At 40.1% G+C, this 25,644-nt stretch carries 29 protein-coding genes and 1 riboswitch; all 29 genes read left to right on the top strand.

All coding sequences use genetic code 11. The features are described from left to right. The 29 genes from NQT69_RS05640 (at position 1) to NQT69_RS05500 (ending at position 25,635) form a co-directional block, all read left to right on the top strand. Positions 1 to 732 carry a flagellar basal body rod protein FlgF gene (locus NQT69_RS05640; RefSeq protein WP_256826688.1) on the top strand — a complete coding sequence of 244 codons (732 nt, stop codon included), beginning with the start codon at positions 1 to 3 and terminating at the stop codon, positions 730 to 732. Positions 733 to 747: 15 nt separating this feature from the next. After that, positions 748 to 1,533, top strand: coding sequence for a flagellar basal-body rod protein FlgG (gene flgG / locus NQT69_RS05635; protein ID WP_256826687.1), 786 nt, complete (start codon positions 748 to 750; stop codon positions 1,531 to 1,533). A gap of 32 nt (positions 1,534 to 1,565) precedes the next feature. Continuing rightward, complete coding sequence (locus NQT69_RS05630; protein WP_256826686.1) at positions 1,566 to 2,258, top strand: flagellar basal body L-ring protein FlgH; 693 nt, start codon at positions 1,566 to 1,568, stop codon at positions 2,256 to 2,258. A gap of 17 nt (positions 2,259 to 2,275) precedes the next feature. Further along, positions 2,276 to 3,385, top strand: a complete 1,110-nt coding sequence (locus NQT69_RS05625) for a flagellar basal body P-ring protein FlgI (protein WP_256826685.1) — start codon at positions 2,276 to 2,278, stop codon at positions 3,383 to 3,385. A 19-nt stretch (positions 3,386 to 3,404) separates the two neighbouring features. Next, a complete protein-coding gene (locus tag NQT69_RS05620) occupies positions 3,405 to 3,869 on the top strand; it encodes a rod-binding protein (protein ID WP_256826684.1) in 465 nt (154 codons plus the stop codon). Positions 3,870 to 3,873: 4 nt separating this feature from the next. Further along, positions 3,874 to 5,193, top strand: a complete 1,320-nt coding sequence (gene flgK / locus NQT69_RS05615) for a flagellar hook-associated protein FlgK (RefSeq protein WP_256826683.1) — start codon at positions 3,874 to 3,876, stop codon at positions 5,191 to 5,193. A gap of 11 nt (positions 5,194 to 5,204) precedes the next feature. Then, the gene (flgL, locus tag NQT69_RS05610) at positions 5,205 to 6,101 is read left to right on the top strand and encodes a flagellar hook-associated protein FlgL (protein WP_256826682.1); all 897 of its coding nucleotides are present in this window, start codon (positions 5,205 to 5,207) and stop codon (positions 6,099 to 6,101) included. 28 nt (positions 6,102 to 6,129) lie between these two features. After that, on the top strand, positions 6,130 to 7,155 hold the full coding sequence (locus NQT69_RS05605) for a flagellin (protein ID WP_256826681.1): 1,026 nt from the start codon (positions 6,130 to 6,132) through the stop codon (positions 7,153 to 7,155). Between the two features lie 236 nt (positions 7,156 to 7,391). Then, positions 7,392 to 8,225, top strand: a complete 834-nt coding sequence (locus NQT69_RS05600) for a flagellin N-terminal helical domain-containing protein (RefSeq protein ID WP_256826680.1) — start codon at positions 7,392 to 7,394, stop codon at positions 8,223 to 8,225. Between the two features lie 21 nt (positions 8,226 to 8,246). Next, positions 8,247 to 9,113, top strand: a complete 867-nt coding sequence (locus NQT69_RS05595; protein WP_256826679.1) for a flagellin N-terminal helical domain-containing protein — start codon at positions 8,247 to 8,249, stop codon at positions 9,111 to 9,113. 128 nt (positions 9,114 to 9,241) lie between these two features. Then, entirely contained in the window at positions 9,242 to 10,537 is a 1,296-nt protein-coding gene (fliD, locus tag NQT69_RS05590; protein ID WP_256826678.1) for a flagellar filament capping protein FliD, read from the top strand. 9 nt (positions 10,538 to 10,546) lie between these two features. Further along, positions 10,547 to 10,939 carry a flagellar export chaperone FliS gene (fliS, locus tag NQT69_RS05585; protein ID WP_256826677.1) on the top strand — a complete coding sequence of 131 codons (393 nt, stop codon included), beginning with the start codon at positions 10,547 to 10,549 and terminating at the stop codon, positions 10,937 to 10,939. A 251-nt stretch (positions 10,940 to 11,190) separates the two neighbouring features. Beyond that, complete coding sequence (locus tag NQT69_RS05580) at positions 11,191 to 11,505, top strand: hypothetical protein (RefSeq protein WP_256826676.1); 315 nt, start codon at positions 11,191 to 11,193, stop codon at positions 11,503 to 11,505. Next, positions 11,505 to 13,025, top strand: a complete 1,521-nt coding sequence (locus NQT69_RS05575; protein ID WP_256826675.1) for a flagellar hook-length control protein FliK — start codon at positions 11,505 to 11,507, stop codon at positions 13,023 to 13,025. Before NQT69_RS05580 ends, NQT69_RS05575 begins: the two co-directional genes overlap by 1 nt. A 21-nt stretch (positions 13,026 to 13,046) precedes the next feature. After that, complete coding sequence (locus tag NQT69_RS05570; protein WP_256826674.1) at positions 13,047 to 13,481, top strand: flagellar basal body-associated FliL family protein; 435 nt, start codon at positions 13,047 to 13,049, stop codon at positions 13,479 to 13,481. A 10-nt stretch (positions 13,482 to 13,491) separates the two neighbouring features. After that, a complete protein-coding gene (locus tag NQT69_RS05565) occupies positions 13,492 to 14,214 on the top strand; it encodes a FliA/WhiG family RNA polymerase sigma factor (protein WP_256826673.1) in 723 nt (240 codons plus the stop codon). A gap of 17 nt (positions 14,215 to 14,231) precedes the next feature. Further along, complete coding sequence (motA, locus tag NQT69_RS05560) at positions 14,232 to 15,095, top strand: flagellar motor stator protein MotA (protein WP_256826672.1); 864 nt, start codon at positions 14,232 to 14,234, stop codon at positions 15,093 to 15,095. Next, positions 15,095 to 16,081, top strand: coding sequence for a flagellar motor protein MotB (locus NQT69_RS05555; RefSeq protein WP_256826671.1), 987 nt, complete (start codon positions 15,095 to 15,097; stop codon positions 16,079 to 16,081). The genes motA and NQT69_RS05555 overlap by 1 nt, the downstream gene beginning before the upstream one ends. Beyond that, positions 16,081 to 16,497 (top strand): PilZ domain-containing protein, encoded by a 417-nt coding sequence (locus NQT69_RS05550; RefSeq protein WP_256826670.1) that lies wholly within the window; start codon positions 16,081 to 16,083, stop codon positions 16,495 to 16,497. Before NQT69_RS05555 ends, NQT69_RS05550 begins: the two co-directional genes overlap by 1 nt. Beyond that, the gene (locus NQT69_RS05545) at positions 16,494 to 17,378 is read left to right on the top strand and encodes a FliM/FliN family flagellar motor switch protein (protein WP_256826669.1); all 885 of its coding nucleotides are present in this window, start codon (positions 16,494 to 16,496) and stop codon (positions 17,376 to 17,378) included. Before NQT69_RS05550 ends, NQT69_RS05545 begins: the two co-directional genes overlap by 4 nt. An 18-nt stretch (positions 17,379 to 17,396) precedes the next feature. Beyond that, positions 17,397 to 17,726: a FliM/FliN family flagellar motor switch protein gene (locus NQT69_RS05540; protein ID WP_256826668.1), complete on the top strand. Its 330-nt coding sequence runs from the start codon at positions 17,397 to 17,399 to the stop codon at positions 17,724 to 17,726. A 4-nt stretch (positions 17,727 to 17,730) separates the two neighbouring features. Further along, positions 17,731 to 18,483: a flagellar type III secretion system pore protein FliP gene (gene fliP, locus NQT69_RS05535; protein ID WP_256826667.1), complete on the top strand. Its 753-nt coding sequence runs from the start codon at positions 17,731 to 17,733 to the stop codon at positions 18,481 to 18,483. Then, positions 18,480 to 18,749, top strand: a complete 270-nt coding sequence (locus NQT69_RS05530) for a flagellar biosynthetic protein FliQ (RefSeq protein WP_256826666.1) — start codon at positions 18,480 to 18,482, stop codon at positions 18,747 to 18,749. The genes fliP and NQT69_RS05530 overlap by 4 nt, the downstream gene beginning before the upstream one ends. Next, positions 18,746 to 19,525, top strand: coding sequence for a flagellar biosynthetic protein FliR (fliR, locus tag NQT69_RS05525; RefSeq protein ID WP_256826665.1), 780 nt, complete (start codon positions 18,746 to 18,748; stop codon positions 19,523 to 19,525). The genes NQT69_RS05530 and fliR overlap by 4 nt, the downstream gene beginning before the upstream one ends. 5 nt (positions 19,526 to 19,530) lie before the next feature. Then, positions 19,531 to 20,661, top strand: a complete 1,131-nt coding sequence (gene flhB, locus NQT69_RS05520) for a flagellar biosynthesis protein FlhB (protein ID WP_256826664.1) — start codon at positions 19,531 to 19,533, stop codon at positions 20,659 to 20,661. Between the two features lie 18 nt (positions 20,662 to 20,679). Next, a complete protein-coding gene (gene flhA / locus NQT69_RS05515) occupies positions 20,680 to 22,755 on the top strand; it encodes a flagellar biosynthesis protein FlhA (protein ID WP_256826663.1) in 2,076 nt (691 codons plus the stop codon). Between the two features lie 146 nt (positions 22,756 to 22,901). Continuing rightward, positions 22,902 to 22,998, top strand: a riboswitch (cyclic di-GMP riboswitch). Between the two features lie 94 nt (positions 22,999 to 23,092). After that, complete coding sequence (locus tag NQT69_RS05510) at positions 23,093 to 23,968, top strand: OmpA family protein (protein WP_256826662.1); 876 nt, start codon at positions 23,093 to 23,095, stop codon at positions 23,966 to 23,968. A 16-nt stretch (positions 23,969 to 23,984) separates the two neighbouring features. After that, positions 23,985 to 25,295, top strand: coding sequence for a sigma 54-interacting transcriptional regulator (locus NQT69_RS05505; RefSeq protein ID WP_256826661.1), 1,311 nt, complete (start codon positions 23,985 to 23,987; stop codon positions 25,293 to 25,295). Between the two features lie 16 nt (positions 25,296 to 25,311). After that, positions 25,312 to 25,635 (top strand): flagellar hook-basal body complex protein FliE, encoded by a 324-nt coding sequence (locus NQT69_RS05500; protein WP_256826660.1) that lies wholly within the window; start codon positions 25,312 to 25,314, stop codon positions 25,633 to 25,635. Positions 25,636 to 25,644: the final 9 nt, after the last annotated feature.

The raw sequence follows: 25,644 nt of genomic DNA, 5'->3' as shown, positions 1-25,644 counted from the left end.
ATGGAAAAGTTAATATATACAGCTGTTTCTGGCGCTGAGCTAAATAACACAGCATTGCGAGTGAGTGCTAATAATTTAGCAAATGTTAGTACCGCTGGCTTTAAAGCCGATCTTGAGCAAGCTCAATCAATGATGGTAACAGGAAGTGGTTTTCGCACCCGTTATCAAGCGCAAATGATGCCTGTCACTACGGACTTGTCGGCAGGGCCAATGATGGATACTGGCCGTAATCTCGATGTTGCACTTAGTGATGGTGGCTATTTAGAAGTACTCGATAAAAACGGTGATCCTGCGTATACCCGTGCCGGTAATTTAGAAGTTGATACTGATGGTTTTCTCACTGTAAACGGTCATCGTGTACAAAGTATTGCAGGTGACATCCAACTTCCTGAATTTGGTGAAATCGAAATTAGCCCTGATGGCATTATTAATTTAGTACCGCTTGGTGGAGGTGTTATTGCAGAGGAAGCACGGATCAAGCTGGCAAGTACTGATGAGGTTTTAATAAAAGGTAAAGACGGCTTGTTACGGACTGAAAACCAGCAACCGCTTGAACAAGATGAGCAGCTGCGTTTACGCACAGGTGCACTTGAAGGTTCAAACGTAAATGCAGTACAAGAAATGATTAAAACGATGAATATTAGCCGTCAGTTTGAAATGAATATCAAAATGATGAAAGCAGCAGATGAGTTAGCAAGTAGTGGTAACAAGCTCGTTAGTGGCCGTGGTTAAAGCAAGGGTTAAAAAATGAATTCAGCATTATGGGTAAGTAAAACAGGGTTGGCTGCACAGGATTTACGCATGACAACTATTTCAAACAACTTGGCGAATGTTAGTACTGCAGGCTTTAAAAAAGACCGTGCAGTGTTTGAAGACCTATTTTATCAAGTGCAAAAGCAACCAGGAGCCCAAGCTGATGATTTAAATCAATTACCATCGGGTATCCAGGTTGGAACTGGGGTGCGAATTAATGGTACTCAAAAGCAGTTTACAGAAGGCAGTTTTGAAACCACAAATAACCAACTTGACGTGGCAATTGCAGGCAAAGGTTTTTTTCAAATCGAAAGCCCCGATGGAGAGTTACTGTATTCGCGTAATGGTCAATTTCAGCTAAATTCAGAATCGTTACTGGTAAATAGCAATGGCTTACCGCTGGCACAAAATATAGCGCTGCCAGAGGGAACAACCAAAGTTAACATTGGCACCGATGGCACTATAACAGCAATCGTTGGCAAAGATGTGGAACCAGTTGAATTAGGTCAATTACTTACCGTAAATTTTGCAAACCCTGCAGGCTTAGAAAGCCTAGGTGGTAATTTATATCGTGAAACCGCTGCATCGGGTGAGGCCGTTGAAGGTATACCTGGTGAAGAGGCCTATGGCGCATTACAGCAATTTACTATTGAAGGTTCTAACGTCAGTGTGGTTGACGAAATGGTCAGTATGATTGCTGTTCAGCGGGCGTATGAAATGAACGCTAAAGTTGTTTCAGCCGCTGATGAAATGCTTCGTTTTATTAATCAAAACGTGTGATGACTATGTTGAAGCTGCTTGGATTATGCTGTGTGTTATTACTCTTTACAGGCTGCTCAAGCTCCAGTAATGAGCAATTTGTGCAATGTGTCGTGGTGCACGGAGAGCCTAAGTGCCCAAATATCAAAAAAGTCACTAATAGAGAAGATTATGAAGTGGCAAAAGATGCCTATCAAGTGGGTCTAAACTATGAAGATGGCAGTTTATACAGTGATAGCTACATGTTTTCATTGTACTCAGATAAACGCGCTTATAGAGTTGGTGACATTCTGACTGTAGTTCTAAATGAGCGTACTCAGTCAAGCAAAAGTGCGGATGCAAATTTAGATAAAGATACTGATGTTGATGTGTCAGTCCCTTTTGCTGGGAATTTAAACGTGACTGATTTTAACCTTGGTATTGGGTCAAGTACAGAGTTTGATGGTAGCAGCAGTGCCAGTCAGCAAAATTATTTAAGTGGCGCAATCACAGTTCGGGTGATCCACGTGCTATCAAATGGTACGTTAGTGATTAAAGGTCGCAAACAAATTCAATTAAACCAAGGTGATGAGTACATTGATATTGAAGGTTTAGTTCGCCCTGATGATATTGATGTAGCAAACCGTATTTCTTCATTACGCGTCGCTGAGGCACAAATTAGTTATACCGGTCATGGTACTTTAGCTGATGCATCAAGCCCTGGCTGGTTTACGTCTTTATTTAGCCGCTATTTAAATCCATTTTAGTGGCTGTTGAGGTTTCCATGAATCGTTTTATTGTCGCACTATGTGTGTTTATTAGTTGTTTTTCAGCACCAACTTTGGCTGCAAAATCACGGCCGCTACTTGATTTGGTTGATGTCTTAGGAGTACGCGAGAATCAGTTGGTTGGTTACGGTTTGGTGGTTGGTTTAGCTGGCTCAGGTGATAAAGCACAAGTTAAATTTTCAGCACAATCATTAAATAATATGTTAAAGCAATTTGGTGTAACTATGGATGAAAGTGCCTTACCAAAGTCAAAAAACATTGCTGCGGTGGCGGTGCATGCCACGTTACCTGCTATGGCAAACCCTGGACAAGCAATCGATGTAACTGTTAACTCATTGGGTGATGCTAAAAGTTTGCATGGTGGCAGTTTAATGCTTACTCCATTAAAAGGTGTTGATGGAAAAGTATATGCACTCGCACAAGGTAACTTAGTAGTAGGTGGAATGAATGCTAGTGGTCAGAACGGCTCTTCCGTGACCGTAAATGTTCCAACTTCAGGTATTATTCCTAGTGGTGCAATTATAGAACGTAACGCTGCTGATATGTTTAAATTACAAGCCAATGTGGTGTTGAATTTAAAGCAACCTAATTACCAAACAGCACGAAATATCGTTAAGGCGATTAATAAGGTATTTGGCCCTGGTATAGCATCAGCAGAAAACTGGGGCCGGCTACAAGTTAGTGCTCCTGCTGACGCTAATAGTCGCAATACATTTATGTCAATGCTTCAAGATATTCGGGTTGAACAAGGTCTACAACAGCCGCGAGTTATTGTTAATAGCCGTACCGGTACTGTTGTTATGAATGACTTAGTTAAAGTTAACCGTGCAGCCGTTAGTCATGGGAATTTAACAATAACCATCGCAGAAACAGAGGGAGCCTCTCAACCTGGAGCTTTTTCTAATGGCCGTACTCTTCCTTTACAAGCCAGTATGGTTGATGTAAATGAGCAGCAAAATCATATGTTACTCATGCCAGAAGGCACTTCGTTGGATGAAATTGTTAAGGCTGTAAATGCCTTAGGTGCAACGCCAAGCGAGTTGATGTCTATTTTAATTGCACTAGATAAGGCTGGAGCCTTAGAAGCGGAACTATTAGTAATTTAAATATAGCCAAGGGTGAAAAATGAAAATTGATTCACGAGATATACATCAGTCGTTGGCAATTGATCCTCAGCAATTAGAGAAAATCACTGCCAATATGAGTGAAAAAGCAGGTTTAAAACAAGCTGCTGAGCAGTTTGAAGCGGTATTTTTGCAGCTAGTGCTAAAAAACATGCATGCGGCAACTGAGGAAATGTCATCAGAAAATGGCTTCTTTTCTAGCAAAGAGCAAGCCCAGTTTCGTGATATGTATGATGCGCAAACCGCGCAGCATTTGGCGACAACCAATCAGCTTGGTCTAGCCGAAGCCATCATTCGTCAATTTGATGAGCAAATTTCCACCGTAGAAAATAAATTTAAGGAAATGGCTGAAGTGGTCGCTGAGGCTAATCAAGATAAAGAAAAAAAAGTTGAAAATATGCAGGAAAATGATTTCTACTCTAGCTCTGCTTTTACTCAACCTTTAAATATAATTCCGATTAGGTAACGCCATGTCAATGATAAGTAATGCTCTAAGTGGGCTCAATGCAGCAAATGTTGCTATGATTGTTGCAGGACAAAATGTTGCTAACGCTGCTGTTGATAGTTATTCTCGCCAGACAGCTCGTTTTGAGACGGTAGGCTCGCCATTAGGTGGAGTTAACGTTTCAAGTGTTGAGCGTATTGTTGATGCATTTTTAAATGATGATATTTGGCGTACCAGCTCAGATTTAGGTTATTACCAAGGCAAACAAAGCTATTTAGGTTATATTGAGCAGGTGATTGGTACCGACTCATTGAATTTTAATGATGGGGTTGGCGAAATTAGTAATGCGCTTAATGCCGCAGCGACTAAGCCCGACTCTTTAGCTTACCGTCAGCAAGTAATAGCAACATCTGAGTCCTTATTACAAGATTTAGCACAAATGGATGGTGCATTAGAAGGCCAGATAAGTAAGTTGAGTTTAGAAATGAGTAACTTAGGGCTTAATACCAGTTCAACTACTGCTGAGATTGCTGAAGTTAACCATCAAATTACTCAAGCTCAGGCAAAAAACTTACCCACGGCTGAGCTAAAAGATAACCGTGAGCGTTTAGTCGGCGAGTTATCTAAATCAATTGGTATCGCGGTGATTGAGCATGATGATGGCAGTATTGATATTAGTACACTCAGCGGTGCTCCATTAGTTATTGGTAATAAAGCTGCAAAGGTTAGTGTGAGTGGTACCACAGTAACAGCAACTTTACTTAATCAAAGCTTTAAATTAACTGAGCAAGTTGGTGGACGCTTCGGCGGCCTAATAAGTGCTGATACACAAGTAATTCAACCGACATTAGATAGCTTAAATTCATTAGTTAAAAACTTTGCTGATGATATAAATACAGCACTTGCACAAGGGTTTGACTTAAATGGTGACGCTGGCATAGATTTATTTGAATACAACCCATTGAACCCATTAGGCTCTATTACGATAAACCCTGGTATGACTGCCGAAAAACTTGCCTTAACGGGTAATGAATTAGGTTTACCTTCTGGGGGCCCTGGCGATAATGGCAATGTAGCTAATATAGTGTCAGCCATTGCTAATAGTGGTAGTGCATTTACTTATATAGTGGGTGACTTGGCAATTTCTAGTAAACAAAATCAAAATAGTATTGCTACATCCGTTACCTTAAATGACAGTGCGATACTCGCAAGAGACAGCATAAGTGGTGTTAACCTTGATGAAGAGGCTGCAAGTCTAATGCATTTTCAGCAAATGTATAATGCCAATGCGAAAGTGATCACCACCGCAGATCAAATTTTTGATTCATTATTGAATATGTTTTAAGCGAGAATATTATGCGCATAAGTAGTCATCAGTTTCACATAAACTCCATAAAAAATATTCAATATAATACAGAGCGTTATAATGAAGCAGCAGTGCAGTTAGCAACGAACCAACGAATTACAAAGCCCTCTGATGACCCTTTAGGGGCTGTAATGTTGCTAAACTTGGAGTCAGAGCTGGAATCGCTATCACAGTATGAAGCCAACATGGATGCAGCTAATTTTACTTTAGGTCAGCAAGAGGTGCAGTTAACTGGAATTGTTAATCAAATATACTCATTGCAGGGATTAATCACCACGGCTGCAGATGGCTCAATGGGCACAGAGGAGTTAAAAGCTCTTGGTCAAGAAATGGCAGTTATTTTCCCAGGTATTGTTGATTTACTTAATGCTACAGACAGTGAAGGTAAATACTTTTTCTCAGGCAGCCAAACAGACACCAAGCCGTTCGAGTTAAACGGTGCCGGTGATTATGCTTATAATGGTGACGATGGTGTACGTGAAGTCGCGGTATCAGCTGATTCAAGTGTAGCCAGTAATATCACAGGCGATAAATTAGACCCAAGTGCTGATTTTTTAAATGCGATGAAAAATTACCTTGTCGATATTGCCAATCCACCAGCAACAGGAGTGGGAGTGCAGTCACGAGCTATGATGGACAAGTTGTCAGGATTTTTAGGCACGATTACCGGCGAGATAACTCAAATAGGTGGTATTATGGCCTCTCTTGACTCGCTTGCTACAAGTAATCAAGATATTACCACTTTTACGACTAATTTACGTGACGATATTAGCTCCGTAGATTATCCTGAAGCTTATATTAAAATGAACGAATCAATGGCTGCATACGAGTCTTCGATGAAAGTATATTCTAATGTAACTTCATTATCGTTATTTTCATTGATTTAATTTAGCTCTAAAATAGGTATCTTTTACTATGCTTGTCAAAAGTAGCGAAAAAACCCACGCGCCAGAAGCTATAAATATGGCTAAGTCTGAGCCGTTCGTTACTCAGGCAAAAGAACGTCCAGAAAATCAGGCAATCAATAAAGTTACCGCTAAGCAGGAACAAGTCGCTGTTTTATCACGTTGGTCTATTAGAGGACAGTTGAGTCAAGCTTTAGCCCAAACTGAGCATAGTGAAGTGACCTTAAAACAAATGTTCAATGCTTTGGATAAGCTTGCAAAACAGCTAAATACCCAAGCCGCAACAGACATACCACAAGTAATGCAGCAGGCAAACATTCAATCAAAAGTTAACCTGTTACAGCAATTGGCGGCACAACCAGGTAGTGGCTTAAATAAACAGCTAAAACTAGCTAGTGAAAATAGTCTAAGCGTACGTCAACTCAATGCTAATATTGATTTAATATCAGTGCGCCCTCACGATGAAAGAATTCAGTTGTTAATGGGTCGAAGTGGCAAGTCGGTTATTCTTAATCTACCTGCGAATCAAGGTGAAGCTAAAAACCTCGAAGCTATCCAAGGTGCTTTTGATAAGCAGGAAATCAATGTTGAGCTTGGACGTGATAATCGTTTACTTTTTAGTGCAACAAAAGATCAAGCCGGCTTACTTGATGAGCCTTGGATCATGAGTGGTCAAGGAATTAGGGTTGCGGCCGGTAATCCTATTTCAGTACCACTTGAAGAGCCACAAAACCCCCTACAGCAACTGGCGAAAATAGCTGAGTCTAACAGCAATATACAAGCCCACCGTGATAAAATAAAACAAGTACAACAACAACTAAAAACAAATTTATTTAAAATTCAAGCGCAGCGTAAAGAACTAGCCAGTCAATTAGAGCAAATAGAAAAAGCAGCATCGGCAGAACAAAACTCGCAGTTAAGCGATGATAGTAATCGCATTAGTGAGCAAATGTTCAGTAGTGGCACAAATAATATTGCTACGATTATGGCGCAAGCAAATGTTACTCGTAGCATAGTTCGGTTTTCTCTTTACTAAGTCCCTATCCTCGATGTTATAAGCGCAGGTTATTTAGCTTGCGTTTTCATAAAGCTCTTTATAAGCCAAGTCTAGCTATTACATATAAACCCTCCTAGAGCAATTATTTAAACTGCTAATTTTTGTGGGGCTAATTTTATTTTTCAAAATAAACGTAAAAAAATTTTAGTTTTTTATAAATTAGTCGCTCTTAAGTAGTGAAAGTTAATTAAATAAAATTCGCAGGAGAATTACCAATGGCTTTATCAATTCAATCAAACATGGCTTCAATGTCAATTCAAAACCAGCTCAGCCGTAGTAACAACGACTTATCTACTGCACTAGAGCGTTTAGGTTCAGGTTTTAAAATTAACTCAGCAAAAGATGATGCAGCAGGTCTACAAATCGCTTCACGCTTAAATGCGCAAGTACGAGGTCAAGAAGCGGGTATCTACAACGGAAATAATGCGATGTCGATGATGCAAACAGCAGAAGGCGCGTTTGATGAGATGACGAATATTGCTTACCGCATGAAAGAACTCGCTACGCAAGGCGCTAGTGATACGAATGGTGCTGAAGAGTGGACTGCACAGAGTGCTGAATATACTGCGCTTGCTTCAGAGTTAACAAATATAATGACTAATACCTCTTTTGGTGATGGGACTGCACTACTAACAGCTGGTAAATTTGCAGGAGCAGTTGAATTCCAAGTAGGTGCGAGTGCAGCTGAAACCTTAGGTGTGGATATCTCTGGTGAGCTGACTGCAGTAACAACAGCTATTGGTAATACAGCGGCATTTACTGATGTTGCAACATCACAAGCTCAAATTGCTTTTGTTGATACTTTAATTGGTGAGATTGGTACTGCACGTTCAACACTTGGTGCGTCAATGAATCGTCTTGACCATACAATGACTAACGTAGCTAATATGAAAGAAAACACACAAGCTGCTGCAGGTCAATTAATGGATGCTGATTTTGCTGCTGAAACGTCGAATATGACTAAGCAACAGTTATTAATGAACTCGGGTATTTCTGTACTAAGCACAGCGAATAGCACAACTCAAATGATTGGTTCATTACTTCGTTAATTAAATTAAAGGGAAAAGAAAATGGCTTTATCGATTCAATCAAACATGGCTTCAATGTCAATTCAAAACCAGCTCAGCCGTAGTAACAATGACTTATCTACCGCACTAGAGCGTTTAGGTTCAGGTTTTAAAATTAACTCAGCAAAAGATGATGCAGCAGGTCTACAAATCGCTTCACGCTTAAATGCACAAGTTCGTGGTCAAGAAGCGGGTATCTACAACGGAAATAATGCGATGTCGATGATGCAAACAGCAGAAGGCGCGTTTGATGAGATGACGAATATTGCTTATCGCATGAAAGAGCTCGCTACGCAAGGCGCTAGTGATACAAACGGTGCCGATGAATGGGCTGCACAGAGTTCTGAGTTTGCTGCATTATCAGCAGAGTTAACAAATATAATGACTAATACCTCTTTTGGTGATGGGACTAAGTTATTAACTGGTGGTAAATTTGATGCTGCGATTGGTACTGGAGTTAATTTTCAGGTGGGTGCAAGTGCGGCTGAGACATTAAATGTCGATATTAAAGCAGAGCTAGATGCAGTTACTGCGGGCATTACTGCATCTAATGCTGCAGGCGCTACTGCAGGTGAAATTGCCTCAGTTGCTGAAGCACAGGCTCAAATAGGTTTTGTTGATACGATTATTAGCGAGATTGGTACTGCGCGCTCAACGCTTGGTGCATCTATGAACCGCCTTGATCATACAATGACTAACGTAGCTAACATGAAAGAAAACACGCAAGCTGCTGCAGGTCAATTAATGGATGCTGATTTTGCTGCTGAAACATCGAACATGACTAAGCAGCAGTTATTAATGAACTCGGGTATTTCTGTACTAAGCACAGCGAATAGCACAACGCAAATGATTGGCTCATTACTTCGTTAATAGCTAATAGTGTTAAGTATGTAAGTACTTTACAACGATAATTTAATAGCTACACCTCAGGTGTAGCTATTTTTATAAATAAGCACTTTAGACAAAGTATTTATATATAAAAATGCTTGGAGATTAAAATGAGTTTATCAGCCCTGGGTATCGACCCCGCAAATTTGGCAAGCCAATACACGCAAATTGAACGACAAGGTAAAGATCAGGCATTAAATACAAAATACAACGCTTTCAATGCGCAAATTGAGGCTTTTACTCACCTAAAAAGTAATTTAAGTGACTTTCTTGATGATTTAAAAAATAGCCAAGCTGCAGATAGTTCATTGCTTTCAAATAGCGCTACCTCAAGTAATGAATCTGCTATGAATTTGACTGCCAGCGGTGATGCAGTTTCTGGTGAATATGATGTATTTGTGGAGCAATTAGCCCAGTCTCATCAAGTGGCACTCAGCTTTGACCCTAATAAGGCGTTGGCAACTGATGGCGAGCTTACTATTGACCTAGCTGGTGAGTCGTTTACACTAGATTTTTCTGCACTGGGTGCCGATCCTAGCTTAAAGGATGTAGCAAATGCGATTAATAGTCATGCTGATAACAGCGGCGTAAAAGCAACCGTAGTGCGCTCAGGTAATGACACTTTTTTAATGATGACCAGTGAGGAATCAGGCGCTGCTAATACCATTAGTTTAAGCTTTACCCCCGGAGCAGATGCAAATGGCGCAGAAGTAACTGCTGCAATAGCAGGGCAGCAAGAACTAAGTAGCGGCCAAGATGCGATTGTTAAACTAGGTGCAAATTCAAACATAACAGTGACAGCAACGAGTAACACGTTGAAAGATGTGATTGATGGTGTAACTATTACCTTAAGTCAAGCGCAACAGCCAGGCGATGCACCAGTGCATGTATCGGTGGCGCAAGATCAGCAAAGCAGTAAAGAAAACATCCAAAATTTTGTTGAAAAATTTAATACCTTAATCAGTTCTATTGAAGATAGCGATGCCTTAAAGAGAGACAGTATGGCAGGCGGTCTGGCGCGCTCATTAAAAAATGACTTTCAAGGCCTTATTGAAGGGCAAACATTATATTCAGTCGGTATTGAGTTTGATCGAAACGGCAATGTAACCATTGATAATGAACGCCTAGAAGCGGCAATGTCGAACGACCCTGAACAGCTAGCGGCTATGTTAACTGGGGAAAGTGGCCTAATGGCCAAGTTAGAAGAACGGGTAGAGCCATATACTAAAAGTTATGGTTTAATAAATGATAAAAAGGGCACACTACAAGCGAGCCTTGATCTAGTTGTTGAAAAACAACAGCGCCATGAATATTCAATGGAGATGGTGTATAATCGCTACCTCTCACAATTTACGCAAATGCAGCAAACTATTGCGCAGCTTGAGTCGTCAATGGGGCAATTTTAGGGGGTTATTATGTTAGATTTAAATGATGGTTTTTCAGCTTACAAAAGTACCTCAGTTGATGGGCGTGCCGCCAGTGCTGATATACATAAGTTAGTACTTATGTTGTTTGATGGCTTTTTAGACGAGTTAGAACGTGTGACAGGCCATATAAACCAAAAACGCTATGACAAAAAAGCTGAAAGCATAGAAAAAATGATGCGTATTTTAGGTGGCTTAGAAGCATCACTCGATTTAGAAAAAGGCGGTGAAGTTGCTGGCAACATGCGTAATTTATACGAACATTGTGGCCAATCATTGCTTCAAGCAAGCCTTAAAAACGACTTAATCCATCTTGATTCGGTTCGAACTGTAATGACCAACTTGCAAGAAGGCTGGAAAGGGCTAGGCTCGCAAGTCGCGTAACTAAATTTGCGCTAATTTATGATAAGAAACCAGTTGTAATCACAACTGGTTTTTTTATATGTGAAAATAGATAACTCCATTTCCTGAGCTTCCGTTAAGCGGAAGTTCAGCTTCCGCCTAATATCCCTGCTGTAAAAAATAAACTTAAAATTCAATGTGTTATCGATTGGTTCGATTTTTGCTTTAGTAAAGGAATAGACCGTGATGAAGCACGAAGTTAATAGCTTTTGTGAGAATATTAAGTGAAACCAATGTTAAATAGTCAACAGCATGCAGAACATCAGATGCAGTCCCTTTTTGCATCGATGTCTAGCTATATAGAGCAAAGAAATTGGGGAAAGCTAAGAGATGCTGATCGTCAGTTACTTGTTTTAATTGAAGAGGCTAAACAAGCACCTTGGTTTGCTGCTTTCTCACCAAAGCTGGTTAAATTCAAAGCGCAGTATAAAAAAAATATAGCCTTGATCAGTGAACAACAAAATGAGTTAGAGAAAAAAATGATACGCCATCAACATGATCGCGAAGGTATTGTTGCTTACAAACAATTGATGTCAGGGGACAGCTAATGGTAATGCAACTTCGTTCAGACTATCAAGTGGTAAGTACACCAACAACTGCTGGCAACATAAAGTCTAATAGTGTGTCGTCAAATTTTCATGATCCAACAGAGTCACTGATAGATGAAGAGCAACAGAGCAAGGCCAATCAGGGTTATAAAGAATCAAACTCAGCGAGTGAGAATCAAGAGTTTGCTGATTTTACTCTTTCCGAAATAGTGGCTGGTGACGAGGGTGAAATACTAAATTCGATTATTTCAGAATCTAGTGAAAATCGACATGATGAATCTATACCGTTAGTGCAAAGCATGTATTTAGCCGATATGCAGCAATATACAAATGAGCTAAGAAACGGTGGTAAAGCGACGGTAGTTGAGCTTACGTCAGCTGCAGAAATATCTGAAGTTGATATTGATCATAGTGATATGGCTAAGTTAGCAAAATCGCCACTGAATCAATCTACAGCCGCAGAAATGGTGCTAATTGATAAAGAGTCAGCAGCCAGTGACCTAGCAACTTCACAAGTTGAGGCGCTATTAAAAACCCAAGCTGAAAACCTCAATCAGTTGGGTAGCCAACCATCTGTTGAGCCGCTATTAAAAAGCCAATTTGAAAATCCTGATCAGTTGGGTAACCAACCATCAGTTGAGGCGCTATTAAAAAACCAAGCTGAAAATCCCAATCAGTTGGGCAACCAACTACCTGTTGAGGCGTTATTAAAAAGCCAAGTTGAAAACCTCTATCAGTTGGGTAACCAATCACTTGTTGCTCACGCCAGTGCAATGTCTGACAAAACACATTTTACTGCAGCCTCCTTAATAGCGAGATATAACAGGTTAAGCAGCGGCTTAGCAAATGAATATTTAACTGAACGCTTTATGTTTCAGCAAGGCCCGAGTAATAAAGAGCCTACAGCAGAAAAGTCAGCATTTAATGCACTTAATTTAGATGCCAAATCACAGACAGTTAATGATTTTGAGTTTTTAAAAGCGGCGACTCAATTACATGGATTAAACACCGACAACAAAGAGTCTGCTCATAGTAAACCAAATACGACCTTATTTAATCAGATAGACAGTCAAGTAAGTAGCTTACAGTGGCGCAAAGAGCAGTTAAACGGGTCAACAGAGCAATGGGGTCAGCGGTTACTTCATGTACTTAGTGATAAGGTCAACTTACAAATAGGTCAACATATTCAACGAGCACAAATCCGGTTAGATCCACCTCAGCTAGGTAGTATTGAAATTTCAATAAGTGTCGAGGGGGACAAAACATCTGTGCAGTTAGTAGCTAGTAACGCACAAGTTAGAGAAGCGATGCAACAAACACTGGATCAGCTTCGCCAAAGCTTGTCCCAAGATGGGCAAATGAGCGTCAATGTTGATATTAGCGATCAACAAAAGCAGTCAAATGAATCGCAGGATAATACCGATACACAAATTACGGATAACCACCTTATCGAAGAAGTTGAGACCCCCTCTGCAGCAAAGCCGTTAAGTGAAAGTGGCTGGTTAGATAGATTGGTTTAAAAATCATTAGGAGTATGAAGAGTGAATAAAATAGTTATAGCTGTTATAGGTGTAATGCTCATGGTAGGCGCTTTTTTTGCTGGCCAGTGGTTTGATTTCGGTGCTGATTCACAAAACAGTGATGAACTCGTGCAAGCAACAGATCATTACTACGCCATGGATCGCTTTATCATAAGTATTGCAGATGAAAACTTCACTCGATATTTAGTATTGGAGCTCAGTTTATCGTTTGCAACAAGCAAACAGAACATAGTTGATGCAGAAACTTATACCCCGTTATTTCGCAATGCTTTAGTTAAAAAGTTTGCCAATTTAAATCATGCGCAAATGAAAACTGGTTTTGAAGATATAGAGCAAGTCCAACAATCGTTGTTAGCTGATTTTAACGCTGTTTTAAAAGGTAAGTCATCGCTTGAGTTGAATAATATTCTAATTACTAACGTGTTTATCCAATAAGGAAAGCGTGATGTTAGTGCAGCAGCAATGGCCAGATCAAGATAACAATAATGATAGCCCGATAACTGGCGCGCAAGAAAGTGAACTATTAGCACGTTATGCTTATTTAGTTAAACGTGCGGCAGCGCATATGCGAACGCAAGTGGGTGTAGTGGTTGATACGGACGATCTTCAACAAATAGGTTTAGTTGCTTTACTTTCTTCAATACGTCGCTATGGAAGACAGACAGATGAAAAGTTTGCTGCATTCGCCTTTAAGCGTATTCGTGGCGCGATGTTGGATGAGTTTCGTCGTATTGACTGGCGTCCACGGCATCTACGACAGCAGTCTCATAAGTTACGTGATGTTGGACGTGCGTTAATGCGAAAACTAGGTCGAGAGCCTACAGACAGTGAGTTATGTGACGCACTTAGTATCAATACCGATGAACTTCTTGAGCTGCATTATATTACTCAAGCAGAAGCGATGGATAGTTTTGAAAGCATGCTCGAAGAAGGGCTGCAACATTGTAATACCAGTGATGAAAAGTTAGCCCAAGTTGAATCAGCTTCAATGTTGCAAAAAGCGATGGCAACAATGCCACCAAGAAATAAGTTGTTATTGCAACTGTACTACACACACGAAATGAACATGAAAGAAATTGCCTTGACACTTGATCTTACTGAAGCACGAGTTTGTCAATTACATAAACAGGCATTAGATGCCTTAACCCGTAAACTTCAACACAACTAATAACCGAGGAAGCAAAGATGCAAAGATTATTAGGTCTACTGGTGGTGCTTGGTACCGTATTAGGTGGTTATGCCATGGCTGGTGGAAATTTAGCGACCATGTGGCAACCAGCTGAATTTTTGATTATCTTTGGCGCAGGGATTGGGGCTTTGATAGTAGGTAACTCTAAGTATGTGCTAAAAGAAATGTTGTCTCAATTAAAGTATCAACTCTTTAGTAGCAAAGGGGTAACATCATCAGAGCTTTATCATGACTTGTTAATGGTTATGTACTCACTGCTCGATTTAGTTCACGCTAAAGGGATCAAAGCATTAGATGATCATGTAGAAAACCCTGAAACAAGTTCAATCTTTTTAGCTTACCCTCGTGTAGCCGAGTTTCCACAACTGGTCACCTTTATTTGCGATAACCTTAGATTATACAGTATGGGTAAGGTTACAGCTTATGATTTTGATGCCATGCTAGAGCAAGAAATTTATACCATTGAAGAGCAAAAACTCAAGCCTTCTTATGCGTTAGGAGATATAGCAGAAGCAATGCCTGGCTTTGGTATTTTAGCTGCGGTTGGGGGAATTATTATAACTATGCAGCACCTTGATGGTCCGCTTAGCGATATTGGTTACCATGTTGCTGCAGCATTGGTTGGTACATTCATAGGTATTTTTGGTTGTTACTGTTTAATTGCACCTCTATCAACGGCTATGAACCAATATGTCAAAAGGCAAATGGCAATGCTTGAATGTGTTAGAGCAATGTTAGTCTCACATGCAAAAGGTCACGTGGCAATTGTTGCAACTGATTCAGGACGTAAATTAATAAATGAAGAAATGAAACCTTCATTTACTGTCATGGAACAGTGGATAAACAATAGAGCAGCCTAATGAGTAACACTAACCCAGTTATTATAAAGCGAGGTCGAAAGCCTAAACCAGACGGCAAGCATGGTGGGGCTTGGAAAGTTGCATTTGCCGATTTTACCTTAGCTATGATGGCATTTTTTATGGTGTTATGGATCATGGCTATTACTAATGAAGCTGAAAAAAAAGACATTGCTCATTATATGCGTACACACTCAGTATTAGATGGAAGCCCTTCGGTTTTTGAACCTGGTAATAGCCCTTTCCCTGTCGATTTAGGTGGCTCACCTTCTATTATAGATAATGAAGCGACAAACCGACTGCCACCAGATAACCCACGCCCAGGGATGAGTGAGTACTTACGTGTTCCTGAGGGGGATAATGCGCCACTAGCTGGTAAGGGTGATAAATTGAACTCTGTTATTGAAAGTGAATTTGCCGCTTCCTCAGAACTAAGCTTACTGTTAAAAAGTTTTGAAGAGTTATCCAAAGAAGAGCTGTTGCATAACAATTTGTTAGTCGAAAAAGTACCCACAGGTTTGAGGGTAATAATTCGTGATGACGAAAATCATACAATGTTTGCGCCGTCTCAAAAAATTATGTCACCTTTTTTTGAAGATTTATTTCTTCATTTAGGAGGGCTATTCAGCAACATTGATAATAAAATTATTATCTCAGGTCATAGCGATGCGAGCGCATTTAAAAGTCAAAACTACACTAATTGGGATTTATCTGGTGAACGTGCCCAACAAGCTAGGCAAATAATGGCAGCTGGCGGCATGCCAATAGATACGGTTATGCAAGTGAATGCCTTTTCCTCGACTAGGTTAATTAATAAAGAAAATAAAACAGCTAGCGAAAATAGACGTGTAGAGCTGTTGATTCTTACGCGCGGGGCTGAAGATAAAATTAATGCGTTATTTGCAGACGATAATATTGAAAACCCGATAAAAAGCTCTGCTAATGTAGCTACAGCTAATAAACCAGTTATGCGTTTGGATAGGTATTAGTGGATAAAGACTATCAAAACGAACGCAGTTACAAGCGTTGGGCACTAAATACACAAGATGAGCATCTGCCACTTTCGTTACAACGTAGTGGTATTGCGGTTAGTCTCAGGCATCCATGGTTATTTAATTACCACATTTGCCGCGGCGTGATTAAGGATGTTAGCTTCGGCGGAGCAGGTTTACTGCTCGCGGCTGAAAAAAAATTACCGAAACGACTCATTGTGGTTTTTAATAAATCGACTCGCCTGTCAGGAGTTATTAAATACTCTAAAGTGGTAAATGAACAGCTACAATTTGTTGGTATTGAGTGGGTAACTAAAAGCGAGCAAAAAAAAGCTGATTTATTAGCGCAATTACAAGTTCAGCCTAACCAAGCAAAGCAATATGACAGTGATACGGAAAAGCAACAGCTATGAAAAATTTTAGACGGCCAATGGCCAAGTTAATAACAGCTAACATGGCTGAGGCGCTTGAAACGTTGCCTTTAACCATAGAGCAAAGGGCTTACAGTGCGGCGGTGAAATCAGCCGCAAACGTAAAGCTAAATAAAGCACTTGAGTTAGAGCTAGCACAACTTTTTAATGACAGTCAATTTTCTATTGAAGTTAATTCGTGCTCATACTCTGCCGTTAAAGTATGGTTTGAAGAATTACCAAGGGTATTTGTTAAAGGTGCATCATTAATCCCGGCAGACGAAGAGGTGTTCTTAGCACTCGATTGTCAAAGTGCACATCGAGTTGCTGATTTATGCTTAGGGGGGGTATTAAATCCTGCCATGAGTAGCGATGCTGTAGATGATCTCCCACATGAATTAAGTGTTACTGAAACAAGAATATGTGGGCGCTTACTGCAACGGCAGGTGCAAGGTATCCAGCAGTTGCTATTTAAAGAGCGTTCGAGTCTCCTTGGCGAGCTGTGTAAGTCTGATTTCTTACCTGATCCTTTAGATTATTTAGTATTCAAAGTTCGGTTGGTATTAGATACAGAAGTTGTAAGTTGGTACATCTGGCTACCTGTCAGCTTTTTTAACAATATTCAATTATCGCAATCGGTCACGAATATCGGTGGAAGTACATTGTCCATGCATAATAGCCATCTTTTCCCAGTCAAGGGAAGTATTGAAATGGCCGCAAAGAAAGTCACTTTAAAACAGCTAAAAGCCTGTATGAATGGAGCCATTTTGCCTATTGAACTACATGATCCTGCTTTATTTAAGTTAGGCAATAAAGTTTTTTTTAGTGGTCAAGTAGCTGAGCAAGATACCAATTTAACCTTCCAAATTACTAATATATTTTAATAAAGAGTGAACAATAGTATGAATGATAACCTAGATGCCGCATTAGCAGGTTTAGAGTTAGATGATGCAGAAAATGAAGCATATGAAAGTAATCAGAAAAGTGAAATGACATTGTTTGAAGGTGTACCACTTACCGTAACTTTAGAGGTCGCTAATACTGAAATTACGTTAGGCGAGCTTAGCCAAGCCAAGCATGGTGATGTATTGCGCTTAGATAAAGAAGCAGGCCAACCTTTAGATGTAAAAGTAAATGGAGTTTACTTTGCTAAAGCTGAAGTTGTGATGGTTGAAGGCCAATATGGGTTAAAATTTATAAGCGAAGATAATTCATCAACGCAAGAAGCATGATCAGATGAATATAAGTCGCTGCTTAAAATTAGGTATGTTGCTATTAGCTTTATTTTTACCAAGCTTGTTGCATGCCGAAGAACTTACTTTATTCTCTTTGCGCAATACAGAGCAAGGACAAGACTATAACGTCAAATTACAAATCCTATTGATGATGACGCTACTGAGTTTGATCCCTGCTTTGCTAATGGTTCTTACCTCTTTCACGCGAATTATCATTGTGCTAGCTATTTTACGCCAAGCTATGGGTTTGCAGCAAAGCCCACCGAATCGAATTTTGATAGGTATTGCGCTAATGTTAACTATGTTGATAATGCGGCCTGTCTGGCAAGATATGTATCAAAATGCTTATAAACCTTTTCAGGCTGAGGCAATAGGGCTTGAAGATGCATTACTTCGAGCTGAAAAGCCACTGAGAACGTTTATGCTTAGACAAACTCGAGAAAATGAATTGCAGCAGGTACTGCTTATTGCCAACGAACCCACTACGCTCAAACCGCAAGAAGTACCTTTTGAAGTTTTAATGCCAGCATTTGTTCTAAGTGAGCTGACAACAGCATTTCAAATTGGTTTTATGTTATTCATACCCTTTTTGATTATAGATTTGGTGGTTGCAAGCGTACTCATGTCTATGGGCATGATGATGCTATCACCGTTAATAATCAGTTTGCCATTTAAACTAATGGTTTTTGTATTAGCGGATGGTTGGTCAATGGTCGCAGGTACGCTCTCGGCAACCTTTGGAATATTACCATGACACCAGAAATGGCCACTGAATTAATTGCTGATGCGGTTTATACCATAATTGAAATGATTTTGGTGCTTATCGTGCCCGGTCTTCTATTAGGTATTGTTGTTGCTGTGATCCAAGGGGCAACATCAATTCAAGAGCAAACATTAACTTTTTTACCTCGTATGCTACTTACTTTGTTAATGATTGTATTTGCTGGCCACTGGTTACTTCGCACACTGTTAGAGTGGTTTAATAGTCTTAAATTTATGATCCCAGGGGTGTTCGGTTGAACTCGCTGATCCAGTTAACTAGTGGCGATATCGTTAGTTGGATGGGCACTATGTGGTGGCCTTTTGTGCGCTTCTCTGCATTACTTTGGTCAATGCCGGTTTTTGAAAACCCAGCAGTAACACCTCGATCTAGGATTTTACTGGCGATGATGTTGGCATTTCTAGTTGCACCTCAATTACCGCTTGCACCCGCTATAGATATATTTTCACTGGATGCGGTGATATTAACTGTAGAACAAATTATTTTTGGCCTCTTAATGGGATTGTCATTACGTATATTATTTGAAGTTATGTCATTAGTTGGTTTGGTGTTATCTATGCAAATGGGACTGTCAATGGCGATGATGATGGATCCTGGCAGCGGTAACCAAGTGTCTTTACTCGGGCAATTATTTTGGATAATGGCGGCATTGTTATTCTTTGCTGTAGATGGTCACTTGATTACTTTGCAGATCATGACGCAAAGTTTTTCAGTTTGGCCAATTGGTACTAGTATCTATGATGTTGATATTAAAGCAATTATAAATTTGTTTGGCTGGCTTTTTGCTTCCACTCTGTTATTGGCCTTACCCGGTGTGATTGCAATGATGTTGGTGAATTTAACGTTTGGAGTGGCAAGTAGAGCGGCGCCATCATTGAATATATTTGTATTAGGCTTTCCGATGGCATTGATCATGGGATTTTTCTGTGTCTTTATGACGCTTGCTTATACCGGCAGTGGGTTTTCAAGTTTAACCTATCATGTGCTATCAGTTTTCTCTAATGCGATGGGGTAACCAGCTTGTCTGAAGATAGTGCTCAAGAAAAAACGCAACAACCCACCGATAAACGCTTACAAAAAGCACGTGAAGATGGTCAGGTTGCGCGCTCTAAAGAGCTTAATACTGCCATATTGTTAATGGTAAGTATTGCAGGGCTGTTATTTTTTGCTGATATGTTCTACAGCTTACTATTAGAATTAATGCACAGTACCATGATGCTAGACCATTCTATTTTAAATAACACGAAAATGATGCCCTTGGCCTTGGGTAGTGCGATACTTGATATGCTTACAACCCTAGTGCCTTTTTTATTGCTTGGCTTTACCGCAATGTGGATAACAGGTGTGTTGCCTGGTGGGTTTATTTTCTCTATAAACCTAGCTGCTCCTAAGTTAAGTAAACTTAATCCTTTGAAAGGGTTAGGCAGAATGTTCGGCAAAGAAACACTTATTGAGTTGCTAAAGTCGATATTAAAAATTAGTCTGTTGGCAATCTGTTTGTATGGCTTTTTATCCCAGCTATGGGATGAGCTAATGTCGTTACAAAACCAAGATCTTCGTGTTGCAATCTCACATGGCATTTCATTGTTATTTTTAGCATTGATGATCACCGTAACACTCTTATTGTTTGTTGCTGTTGTAGATGCACCTATTCAGCAAAAACTTATTCTTGATAAAATTAAAATGACGCATCAAGAAGTTAAGGAAGAGCGAAAGTCATCCGATGGCAGCCCCGAAATAAAAAGTAAAATTAGACAAATTCAATACCAACAGGCTAATCGAAAGCTTGAGGAAAGAGTACCTAATGCGGACGTAATTATAACCAACCCAACTCATTATGCTGTTGCTATTCGCTATAGTGAAGAAAAAGCAAAAGCGCCTTATGTAGTAGCAAAAGGGGTTGATGAAATGGCGCAACGAATTCGTGAAATAGGTCGTTGTAATAATAAAGAAATAATACAGTTACCAGCATTAGCGCGTGCCGTGTATTTCTCTACTCGAGTAGACCAAGAGGTACCTAGAGGCCTATACACTGCGGTTGCTTACGTATTGACGTATGTAATGCAGTTAAAAGCATATAAACAAGGGCGTGGCGCAGCTCCTGCGCCGTTACCTGAACTTATCATCCCTGCAAATTTACAAAAACCTTAAATGTTGGAGCGTTATACAGTGAACTGGCGTAGTATTACAAAACCTTATACAGCAATACCTGTGCTGCTTTTAGCCATACTTTCAATGGTTATTTTACCTCTGCCAGCATGGCTTTTAGATACACTATTTACCTTTAATATAGTGCTTTCTGTTATTGTTTTACTTGTAGCTGTATCAAGTAAGAAACCGCTCGATTTTTCTGTATTTCCGACCATTTTATTAGTGGCAACCTTGATGAGGTTGACTCTAAACATAGCGTCAACTCGTGTTGTTTTATTGCATGGCCATGAAGGCTCTGATGTTGCAGGGCGTGTGATTCAAGCGTTCGGTGAAGTAGTAATTGGTGGTAACTATGTAGTCGGTATCGTTGTTTTTATTATTTTAATGGTTATTAATTTTGTTGTTATAACTAAAGGTGGTGAGCGTATATCTGAGGTGGCAGCACGCTTTACGCTTGATGCAATGCCTGGAAAACAAATGGCGATAGACGCAGATTTAAATGCGGGTTTAATTGGTCCGGAACAAGCCAAAGAGCGCAGAGCTATTATTGCTCAAGAAGCTGATTTTTATGGCTCGATGGATGGTGCCTCAAAATTTGTTCGCGGAGATGCAGTCGCAGGCTTAATCATTCTAGTTATCAATTTACTCGGTGGTGTAAGTATAGGTGTTTTTCAGCATGATTTGAGTATGGGGGAAGCTTTTCAGCGCTTTGCATTATTAACGATTGGTGACGGCCTTGTTGCGCAAGTTCCGTCATTATTACTCGCTGTTGCAGCAGCTATTATTGTAACACGAATGAACGATGAAGGTGATATGAGTGAAGCCGTTGGTTCGCAATTGCTTGCATCTCCTCGTGTAATTTTAACCGCGGCGATAGTTATGTTAATTCTCGGTGTTGTGCCTGGAATGCCGACTCTTGCTTTTATCAGTTTTGGATTACCACTGCTGTATGTTGCGTGGCGATTACAAAAGTCGCAGCCAGAGCAACATAGCCTTGATGAAGCCGAGGCGATGACTGATTCGGTTGCAAGCGAACAAGCTGCGTTACAGTGGAAAGATATCCCGCATGTTGATCAACTCGCTGTCGAACTAGGATTTCGTTTAGTCTATCTCGCCGACAAGGATAAGGGGGAAGAGCTTGCCAAAACGCTACGCGGTGTACGTAAAAATTTATCAGAACAACTCGGGTTCTTGTTACCTGAGATCAGAATAAAAGATAATCTGAGACTAAACCCACAAGAGTACAAGGTGAAATTAGCGGGGGTACAGGTTGCCTCTGGACAACTCAATGCAAAGCAATTACTTGCTCTAAATACTGGTGATGTTTACGGTCAATTAGATGGTGAATTAACCACTGATCCAGCCTATGGTTTGGAAGCCGTTTGGATAGTTGAAGATGCCAAAGCTAAAGCATTAAATATGGGGTATTCAGTTGTCGATTTAGGCACTGTGATTGCAACGCATACCGGTAAAATAATCAAAGATTATTTAGACGAATTATTTGGTTACGAAGATATTCAGCGGCTCAATGAGCGATTAAAAGAAGTATCTCCAGGTTTGGCTGAAGCATTAGAAAAAGCCTTACCCATTAATTTGCAGCTTAAGGTAATGCGATTATTGCTGCGTGAATATGTAGGGCTTGGAGATATTGTCACTATAGCCAGTACCTTGATTGATAGCGTTGAGGTGACAAAAGATCCGATTTTACTTGCATCAGATGTTCGTTGTGCACTGCAGCGCGTGCTCGTAAAGCAAGTTATGGGTGATAGAGAAGAGTTAAGCGCTTACAGCCTGGATGAAAAACTTGAGCAGACAATGCAAAGCTCATTAGATCAAGCAATGCAGTCAGGAAAAGTGTCGCTCGATAGCTTTCCTGTTGATCCTAACTTACTTAGCCAGTTTCAACGCATGATGCCTGCAATTATGGATGATATGAAGGCACACGGATTGACCCCAGTACTGGTTGTGGTCCCACAATTAAGGCCATTGTTAGCACGTTATGCTCGTTCATTTACAAAAGGTGGGTTAAGTGTTTTGTCGTATAACGAGGTACCTGATTATGTGCGAGTTAACATTATTGGTTCCTTGGGGTAGTTCTTTATCATTAAAGTTGCATAAAAAACTACAATCAAAGTTTGCAATTCAGCTGGCGTTAATTATAATGACATTTCAAATTAAGCATAAAGGTTTGGTCTTTATTTAACACCTAGTTGTTTGTGCTTAAAGTTAAGAAAACTAAGAAAATTAAATGGCAAACTATTCGAAAGGATAGGACGCAAAGCTTCCAGTCTAACGTTTGAAATCACAATTTCGAACCATGATCGTGGGGTTACATTAACTTAGCGGTAGTTATTTGTTGTTCCCTAAAGGTATGATATTCCGCTAGTTTATGGCTAAAGCATATTAGCGTTTAAAATAGTTAGGAATAATAATGTTGAGACTTCTCGAGCATATAAAGTGTTTTGGCTGTATTAGTTTATTTATATTTACATCTAATGGTTTAGCAGTATCAAATATTCAGCAAAACTACGAACAAAGTAGTTGGCAAGTTGAGAGCGATCCATTTTACTGCCAATTGACGCAGACACTTGATGAATATGCACAGCTGAGTGTTACCTCAATCCCTTCTAAACCTCAGGCAATCAGTCTGAACTGGTTACTAACTGACCGTGATATTACTGACGTACAAATTTTTGCCCGTCGCGCTGATTGGCAACGCTCAAATACCCCTGTGCCGAGTCTTACTTTTTTCTCTTCAAAAATAGAACAGCAAAAGGTCTTTTTTTACTCAGACATAGCACCATTGCTTAGAACTATTAAACAAGGCTTTTGGCTTGATGCTATCGTAGGCTTTGGAGATGAACAATTACAGCTTACATTTACTAATACTTTTAGCGATAACGTTATTTCACAGTATCAAAATTGTCGTCGCCAATTAGCGCCAATTTCATGGCAAGAAGCGCGCGACCATGAAATTCATTTTCAAACTGGTGAGCGAGTTGTGAAAAACCAGGCTGATCTCGATTTTTTAGAAGACTTAGTTCAATACATTGCTTTAGATAAAAAAGTGACCAAAGTTATGATTGATGGCCACAGTGACAATGTGGGCTCTGCACTTGCTAATCGTTTGCTTTCTAAAGAGCGGGCAGATGATGTCGCTGCAAGGCTGATTGAATTTGGGCTAGATAAGAATCTAATAGAGGTGCGTGCGCATGGGCAACGTTATCCTGTATCAAACAACCTTAGCGAAACGGGCAAGTCGTCTAACAGACGAGTGTTAGTTCGTTTATTTAAGCATTCAAGTTAGGTTGGGGAGATATACAGTGCATAAATACCTTCTTTGGTTTTCGACTAAACAACCAAATAAAGAAATTACCACTACAGTAAATGCAGAAGGGTTTACTTTATTACACAGCAGCTCAATTCCTGAAACGGTAAGTTACTGTTTAGATCTTGATCCCCAGCTTGTTTTTATTGATGCAGATGGTGAACAAATGCCGCTGGTGGATTTGATCACATTAATACGCAAAACTTGCACAAGCGGGCAAGTCATTTCTTTAGTTGATTCGTCTCAAAGTGATATTGCCTCATTGTCTTTAAGTAAAGGCGGCGCAGTTGACTTTTTACTTAAGCCTTTTTTTGCAGAGCAGTTAACCTTAACTATTAGAAATGCTGATTCTATGAGAAAAGGTGTTGAAGACTTAATTGCCGAGTCAATTAAGTCCCAACAAGTTCTTAGGTTAGCGAACCGTGCAGCTCAAACATCGGCAAGTGTTTTAATTATGGGGGAGTCGGGCACCGGAAAAGAAAAACTTGCTCACTTTATCCACCAAGCATCATCACGCGCAGAGCAGCCATTTATCGCTGTTAACTGCGCGGCTATTCCTGAAAATATGCTTGAATCAATGTTATTTGGTTACAACAAAGGGGCCTTCACGGGCGCAATAAGTAATCAACAGGGGAAGTTTGAACTTGCTAATGGCGGAACAATTTTATTAGACGAAATATCAGAATTACCCCTTGAGTTACAAGCTAAGCTACTTCGTGTTTTGCAAGAACGTGAAGTTGAACGCCTAGGTAGCCATCAACACATCAAGCTAGATATTAGGGTAATTGCATCTTGCAATAAGCCACTGCGTGAACAGGTAGAGAAAGGTTTATTTCGAGAAGATTTATTTTATCGCCTTGACGTTTTGCCACTAAGCTGGCCAGCCCTCAGAGATAGGCCTGAAGATATTTTGCCGCTTGCAAAACATTTTATTGCCAAATATGGCTCTCAGCAATTTAGTTTTAGTGATGATGCCGAGAATGTAATGCTTTGCTACAACTGGCCAGGCAATGTCCGTGAGCTAGAAAATGTAGTGCACAGAGCTATTGTAATGGCTAGAGGGGCGCAGATCCAAGTTGATGATCTTAATCTACCTTATTGTTTGCCTCAAGCTGCACGTATCTGTGCAGCAGAATTAAAGAATAACAAAAAACAGGCTGAATATGACTATATTTATGAGTTACTTAACCAATATAAAGGTCATAGAAAACAAACCGCAGATGCGTTGGGTGTGAGCACGCGCGCATTAAGATACAAACTAGCAGCCATGCGTGAATATGGCATGGATGTAGACGCTATTGCTTAATGAAAGGAGTTTAGAAATGTCACCGATTGAAAGTCAACGAGTTATGCTAGGTAAAATGGTTGATATGCAGCAAATGACTAATTTAGAGCGAATTGCACCAGCTCAAAGTGATTTACAAAGTACGCATCTAAGTGATGACTTTAAAATAGTTGTTCGCTCAATTAATGAACAGCAAAATGTCGCAGGGAAAATGATGGAAGCTGTAGATACGGGCCGCAGCGATGATGTAGTGGGCGCTATGGTTGCCAGTCAAAAGGCAAGTTTAAGTTTTTCAATGTTGATGGAAGTTAGGAATAAAGTTCTTAATGGCATTGACGATGTTATGCGCATGTCACTCTAAGAGGCACTT

Origin of the sequence: Pseudoalteromonas shioyasakiensis, assembly GCF_024518675.1 — a bacterium.
Lineage (GTDB): Bacteria > Pseudomonadota > Gammaproteobacteria > Enterobacterales > Alteromonadaceae > Pseudoalteromonas > Pseudoalteromonas shioyasakiensis_B.
Note: the sequence above shows the minus strand (reverse complement) of the source record. Positions and strands in the feature narration are given on the sequence as shown.